This is a genomic window from Ruegeria sp. AA3 (genome assembly GCF_056542905.1).
Window position 1 is genome coordinate 179171 of record NZ_JBQGAQ010000008.1, and the last position, 6412, is coordinate 185582.

Annotated in this window: 4 protein-coding genes and 1 tRNA gene; 2 read left to right on the top strand and 3 right to left on the bottom strand. The window is 53.8% G+C overall.

From position 1 onward, the window contains the following. The first annotated feature begins 566 nt into the window (after positions 1–566). Both ACR0JR_RS15365 and ACR0JR_RS15370 read left to right on the top strand, forming a co-directional pair. A complete protein-coding gene (locus ACR0JR_RS15365; protein ID WP_480456910.1) occupies positions 567–1787 on the top strand; it encodes an APC family permease in 1221 nt (406 codons plus the stop codon). A 103-nt stretch (positions 1788–1890) separates the two neighbouring features. Further along, complete coding sequence (locus tag ACR0JR_RS15370; protein ID WP_480456911.1) at positions 1891–3447, top strand: MFS transporter; 1557 nt, start codon at positions 1891–1893, stop codon at positions 3445–3447. On the opposite strand, the gene ACR0JR_RS15375 is transcribed toward ACR0JR_RS15370, so the two are convergent. The 3 genes from ACR0JR_RS15375 to ACR0JR_RS15385 all read right to left on the bottom strand — a co-directional run bounded on the left by ACR0JR_RS15375 (position 3448) and on the right by ACR0JR_RS15385 (position 6398). Continuing rightward, positions 3448–5040: a trypsin-like peptidase domain-containing protein gene (locus ACR0JR_RS15375; RefSeq protein ID WP_480456912.1), complete on the bottom strand. Its 1593-nt coding sequence runs from the start codon at positions 5038–5040 to the stop codon at positions 3448–3450. Positions 5041–5259: 219 nt separating this feature from the next. Continuing rightward, positions 5260–5679, bottom strand: coding sequence for an Hsp20/alpha crystallin family protein (locus tag ACR0JR_RS15380; protein ID WP_480456913.1), 420 nt, complete (start codon positions 5677–5679; stop codon positions 5260–5262). Between the two features lie 642 nt (positions 5680–6321). Beyond that, positions 6322–6398, bottom strand: a tRNA-Met gene (locus tag ACR0JR_RS15385). Positions 6399–6412 lie beyond the last annotated feature (14 nt).

The window sequence follows — 6412 nt, forward strand, 5'->3', positions numbered from 1 at the left end:
CCTTGCGCGCAGACGGTTCTCCTTCCAATATCTTCATATGCCTGAGAATTCGCCAGAAGTGATAAGGCACGCGATGCAACCATTTGAGCGCATCCATCCGAGCCCAAGACTGGTAACAGGTTCCAAAGCGTCACGAATTGCTTTCCACCCTTAATCTGAAACCGTAGAACATGTTTGCTTTGCCTTTAAGTCCGACGACAAACGACAGTTGGGTTGCGTTCAGCCTCGCAGACCCGACGCCGCGAGGTGATTGACATAGATCAAAGCACCAACATGAGTTACATAGTAAAACTCGAATGTTTCAACATATTCTACGTTCACCGTCCTGTCCCCAAGTAAACACAAAGGTGAACGGAATTTTGAAGGAGTGGGAGTTCCACCCACGGGGGCTCGGCAGGAGTGGTGGCGAGCCCCCAGTTAGTTGATTGGCGCCCAATGCTCCCAGACGTTGAGACACAAGGCATTCGGTGCAGCTTTGACCATAGGATTAAGCCGCTGCGCCAATCGGGGAAAAAAGAGGGACGCCACTGACGACGTTCAGAAAGGGCAGTTGGCGGAAATCACTTATGAACTCTGTTGATCCAAACGAACAGAAACTCAGACGGGCCCTTACTACCCCGTTGCTCACGCTTTACGGCCTTGGGGTAACGGTCGGAGCGGGCATCTACGTTTTGGTCGGTGCAACGGCAGACATTGCCGGACAGTTTGCGGCGTTGTCGTTCGTTGTAGCCGCGCTCGTCGTATCACTCACCGCGCTTTCGTATGCAGAACTCGCAACTCGATTTCCTGTCAGCGCAGGTGAAGCAGCCTATGTTGAGGCGGGATTTCGGAAAAACTGGATGGCGGTTTTCGTCGGGCTTGCGGTGGCGGCCTCGGGCGTTATCTCGGCATCTGCCGTCGCAATTGGAGCAGCATCATACCTGCACGCTTTGACCGGTATTGCGATCCCTATTTTGACTGTCAGCGTTGTTTTGATCATGGGTCTTATCGCGCTTTGGGGGATCACGGAGTCAGTCCTTGTTGCGGCCGTCATCACGATCATCGAGATCGCAGGTCTTCTTTTTGTGATTGGCTGGGGCATGTCGATCCAGGATCCGCAGGGATACGGGATCAGTTCGATGCTTCCCCCGCTTGATCTCGACGCGTGGAGAAGTATTTTCGCAGCATCACTTCTCGCTTTCTTTGCGTTTGTTGGTTTCGAGGACATGGCCAATGTCGCTGAAGAAGTTAAAGACCCTGTGCGCACCATCCCAAAAGCGATTTTGCTAACGCTCGTTCTAGCGACCGTGTTGTATTTAGGAACCTCAATGACGGTTCTACTTGTTGTTCCGATAGATGTTCTTTCTACGTCCGCGGCACCCCTCGCGCTTGTGTTTTCAAACGCCCCTGAGGTGATTAAACAGGGCTTTTCCGCGGTCGCGATTGTGGCGACAGTCAATGGAGTACTGATCCAGATGATTATGGCCTCGCGGGTGATCTACGGACTAGCTGACCGTGACCATTTGCCGAAGGTTCTGGCGACAGTCCCTAAAACAACGCAGACACCAGTAGTTGCTACTTTGCTGGTCGTGGCGATAATCGTACTGCTGACTCAAACTATACCGATTGGTACTCTGGCAGAGCGCACGTCTCAGATCGTTCTAGGCGTCTTTGTGCTTGTCAACACTTCGCTGATCCTGCTGAAGAGGCAGCCGGAAGAGGCTGCCAATCATTTCCGCGTTCCTCTTGTGGTACCGATCCTTGGGGTGATCACCAGTGCATTGCTTTTCGGATCTGGATTTCTCTAACTAGACAAAACGACCCAATGGCCTCAACGAGCTGCCATAGCATATGACGACTGACCAAACTTCCATAGGATCAAAACTTTCGGCCTGGTGGCATAGAACGTTTGTGGACCTGGTTCAGCAGCTGCAATGGTCCTATCTGCCGCCATTGATGGTCTATTTTGCGGCCGGCGTGTCCGGCCTGACCTCGGTCGTCGGTGCTTTTTTCCTAAAAGACTACCTCGATTTATCCGCCTCTTTCGTTGCAGGGCTAGCATTTTGGGCTGGTATCCCGTGGATACTCAAAATGCCGCTTGGTCATGTCGTGGACCTGTTTTGGCGCTGGAAGTCCGTGCTAATCTTGTTCGGCGCGTCCTTGATCACGTTGTCTTTGCTCACCATGTATGGGCTCGTGACCGCACCTGCGCAGATGTCCAGTTTCATGCCGCTGGAAGACTGGTATGTTGTTGCCTTGCTCTTGGCGCCTTCGGGCTATGCAATTCAGGACGTTGTTGCCGACGCCATGACGGTTGAGGCGGTGCCAAAGGTTGACCAGAACGGCGCACCATTTTCGCCGGAAGAAACTCGTGCACAGCACACAACGATGCAGACTTTGGGCAGAGTTTCGATCATTTCCGGGTTTGCGGCGGTTGCGGCTGTAAACATCTGGATTTTCTCTGGAACCGAAGAACTGCAAGAATCCGAACGCCTTGCGCTTTATGGCCAAGTATATCTGATAGCTCTGACCATCCCGGTGTTGTCCGTTAGTGGAGTCGTTCTTCACAGCTTTATCCAGCGTCAGCTTATTAGGCGCGGCCACCCGCCACATACGCCGGAGGAAGCCACCGAAGTCAAATGGTCCATATTGCTCGGCGGCCTTGCATTCGTTGTGCTCAGCATCGTGCTGGGAACCGCAGAATTCGAATTCGCGCAAGAGACCGTTTTTGCGGTTTCCCTGACGGTGATCCTTTACCTCATGTCGCGTCTGCTGAAGGAGTTGGAACCAGCCCAAGCCAAAGCCTTGATCGGGACAGCGACAATCATTTTTGTATTTCGTGCCGTTCCTCTGCCGGGACCAGGCCTGACTTGGTTTGAAATCGATGAACTGGGGTTCGATGAGCAATTCCTGGCAATTCTGGCTTTGTTGACTTCGATGCTGGCCCTGCTCGGGTTAATCGTCCTTCGACCATTTATGGCCAACCGCTCGATTGCGCATGTGGTGGTGTTGCTAACGATTGCGGCGGGCGTTCTCGCCCTGCCTAACCTTGCCCTCTACTACGGTGTGCACGAATGGACGGCGGCGCATACCGGCGGGGTTGTCGACGCAAGGTTCATTGCCATTCTTGATACAGCTGTTGAGTCGCCGCTTGGACAGATTGCCATGGTCCCGATGTTGGCTTGGATTGCACGCAATGCCCCTGTTCAGTTGAAAGCGACCTTTTTTGCGGTGATGGCATCATTCACAAACATGGCTTTGTCGGCGAGCAGCCTCAGCACCAAATACCTCAACCAAATATACGTCGTCACACGCGCCGTCACATATCCAGAGACCGGTGAGGTCACGTCCACCGCGGACTACAGTCAACTTGGATACTTGCTGATCTCCGTAGCCGTGATCTCGGTGATCGTTCCTCTGGCCACAGTGTTTTTCGTTCAAAACTCGCGCTTCCGAACGAGTGAATGATCACTGGCTTTCAACCTCTCTCAGCAGAGCTCTGAGATGTGAAACCGGGACGCCGATGTTTGAGCCACCAAACTCGGGCAGGATCGCAGCATTGATCGCAACGACCTCGCCCCGCCGATTCAATGCTGGCCCCCCGCTCCCACCGGTCGTGGTCTCGGCGTCATAAACGATGGCGCTCTCACTTGTCCGTGCAACGATCCCCCGGCTTGCTAGCGGGTGAATCTTGCTTTGAGTAGAAAGCCGGGACGCGATCGACCAAAAATTCAACGTCCCTTCTGCTTCCAGTTCCTCTAAAAAGCCCGGACCAGCCTGCGCGATCAATGCTTTCAAACCCGTTGGATACCCCAACAGATAAAGCTCTTCACCTACGCTCGATGTGGCATCCGCCAACGGAATGCCGAGGTCGTGAACGCGGCTTGGCTCTACCGTCAAAATCGCCAAGTCTGCCGCTTCGCTGAACCGGAACAAACGCGCCTCTATTGGTTCCGTCTGATCAGGCAAATAGGCCAGCAGCCTCAACATTTCTGGCTTGAGACCAGCGTCGTTCAGCGCTTTTTCTCGTTTCCCCGAGGTCCAGGGCAAAGCGACATGGCGGTTGGTGGCCATCAACGGTGCCCCAGCAATCAAAAACCCGGTTCCGGTGAACTGAAATTCTGCGGGTTCGCCGGTCCCGTCCGGTTCGATCCAAGGCTGGCCAAACGGGGTTTTCAGGTTTTCTCCGTTCGGTCCCAAAACGTGCCGCAAAATCTTCCCGCTTTCTATGTGGCGCAGCCCGTAAGCCCCCTGAAGGAAAGCAACAGATCGAGTGGAGGCAGCTATCACCCGCGCGGGTGCCCCCGCCCGTTGTTCCAAAGTTCCAAGACGTTGTTCGGTCGACAAGACCTGGTTCTCAAAGGCATCACGCAACGAATCCAAGTCATCAGGCGTAATTGCATCTTCCCGCGTTTGAGCGAGCATAACCGCAACCGCTTCGATCTTGCGGGACTCCTGTTCGATACTATCCGCCAAGCGCCGGTCGTTTTGGTAAAGTAGGTAACCAAACCCAGCGATCACAAGAAGCGTTGCAAGTACTGTGATCCTGAAAAGTATCGTGGTCTGAGACGCAAGCCGCCGCCCACTATCGCGAAGGGCGCCAGACATCTTTTTGGCGAAGGGTCGACGGCTCGTTCGGGTGTAAGCATATGCGTCACTGAGGATATCTTCGACTGTGTGGTGTGCGGGAAATGAGTGATCGCACAACCTGTATCGAGACATGGGGCCCTTTTCGCCAAACTCGATCATGTCGCCATGCCTAAGAGACGCTGATGAGGCTTTTTGCCCGTTTACCCATACATTGCGCCCTGCTGACGCGGTTATCGTGTGGCCGTTGTCAGCCCACTGTAGTGTGGCGATATCGTTATCATGAGGAGGCAGGTCATCTTTAGGTCGAAAGCTTAGCACCCTGCCATCGTCAACTGAAACGGTTAGAGCTTTATCGAGAAACCAGTTCACGTTTCCGCGCGATGGACCTGTCAGGCTCTCCAGAAAGGCCCGCACCTCACCTTCACCACCATTCCCTGCCGAAGTAATGCTACTCGCTTCTGGTTTTCGCATTACGGCTCCCTATCCAAATGCGTGAGGGCATTCTACCACGTTGCAACACCAAACCCATGGCCCGGTGCGAATGTAAAAAAAACGCATTTATACAAACACTTGCAATGTCTGCCCGGATTCAGCCCAAAAACAACTATCAGGCCGCAACTCGAAGAAGGCCTATCAATGATCGACCCTCTGCTTTGGCATTTCAAGCACCGTATCGGGCCAACAGACCGTCTATTTCGACGATACCTTGATCTTACGGCTTGGATCCTGAGGCTCAGTCTTCGGCATTTCGATATGCAAAACGCCTTTGTTGAATGTTGCTGAAATCTTGTCGATTTCCACAGTGTCTGGCAGCGACATTGCTCTGGAAAAGCTGCCATAGCTTCTTTCGCTGTCACGCAGATCGCCCGTCTCATCATGCGCAATCTTCTTCTGACCGCGCAGGATTAGCCTGCGATCCTTGATCTCAATTTCCACATCATCCTCTTCGAGCCCTGGCAATTCAGCCGTCAGGACAATCGCAGAATCCGTTTCTTGGACATCGATTGCCGGTGAAATCGCACCTGTCATGTCAAGAGACGGAAAACCCGCGCGTTGCGCAGCCGTTTCCATTGGTAGGAAAGGTGATCCTCCCCCCAAAAAACGCGACATCAGGGTTTCCATTTCACGCCGAAAGTTGTCGGAGAGCGGATGCGTTCCAGTGGAAAGTTGCGGGGACTTTTTGTCTTCTAGCATTTTATGAGCCTCCTCCTTTGGTCTGATTTCGCACGCGCAACATTATGACAGAAAACGCGGTCAAGGACCTTGATCTTGCGCAAACATGCAACCTCATCTTTCGCCAGATCACTCGCACCGGTTAATCGACCTAAAGAGAGACCCGTCTGCAATCCGAGCGGGTCAAAGCTGCGCGCAAACTGAATGGGTTTTATGACGCGATTGCAGAAGGCATTCGCACCCCAGGTCTTCAGGCCAGGCTTGAAGATCTCGAAGCGCAGATCGCCGATCTGGACGCAAAACTCTCCGAACCCGCACCGCCCCCGGTGCGCCTTCACCCTAACCTGTCGGAACTCTATCGCTCCAAGGTCGCAGATCTGGCGCAGGCTCTATCGGATCCGTCGATCCGTACAGGGGCCTTGGAGATTATCCGGGGCTTGATCGAACGTGTTACGGTCCAACATGAACGGGATGGCGTGCAGATCGAACTGGAGGGTGCCCTGGCAGCAATGATTGGGTTGGCCCAGAATGAACAAAGCCGCCCTGAGGCGGCTTGTTCGAGACTCTGTTCGACCCAAGTGGTTGCGGGAGCAGGATTTGAACCTGCGACCTTCAGGTTATGAGCCTGACGAGCTACCGGGCTGCTCCATCCCGCGACACTTAGCGTTGG

Excerpts from the sequence above, each read along its gene's own strand:
- ACR0JR_RS15380 (WP_480456913.1), bottom strand. The coding sequence starts at position 5,679 with ATGTCGCGTTTTTTGGGGGGAGGATCACCTTTCCTACCAATGGAAACG.
- ACR0JR_RS15365 (WP_480456910.1), top strand. The coding sequence starts at position 567 with ATGAACTCTGTTGATCCAAACGAACAGAAACTCAGACGGGCCCTTACT.
- ACR0JR_RS15375 (WP_480456912.1), bottom strand. The coding sequence starts at position 5,040 with ATGCGAAAACCAGAAGCGAGTAGCATTACTTCGGCAGGGAATGGTGGT.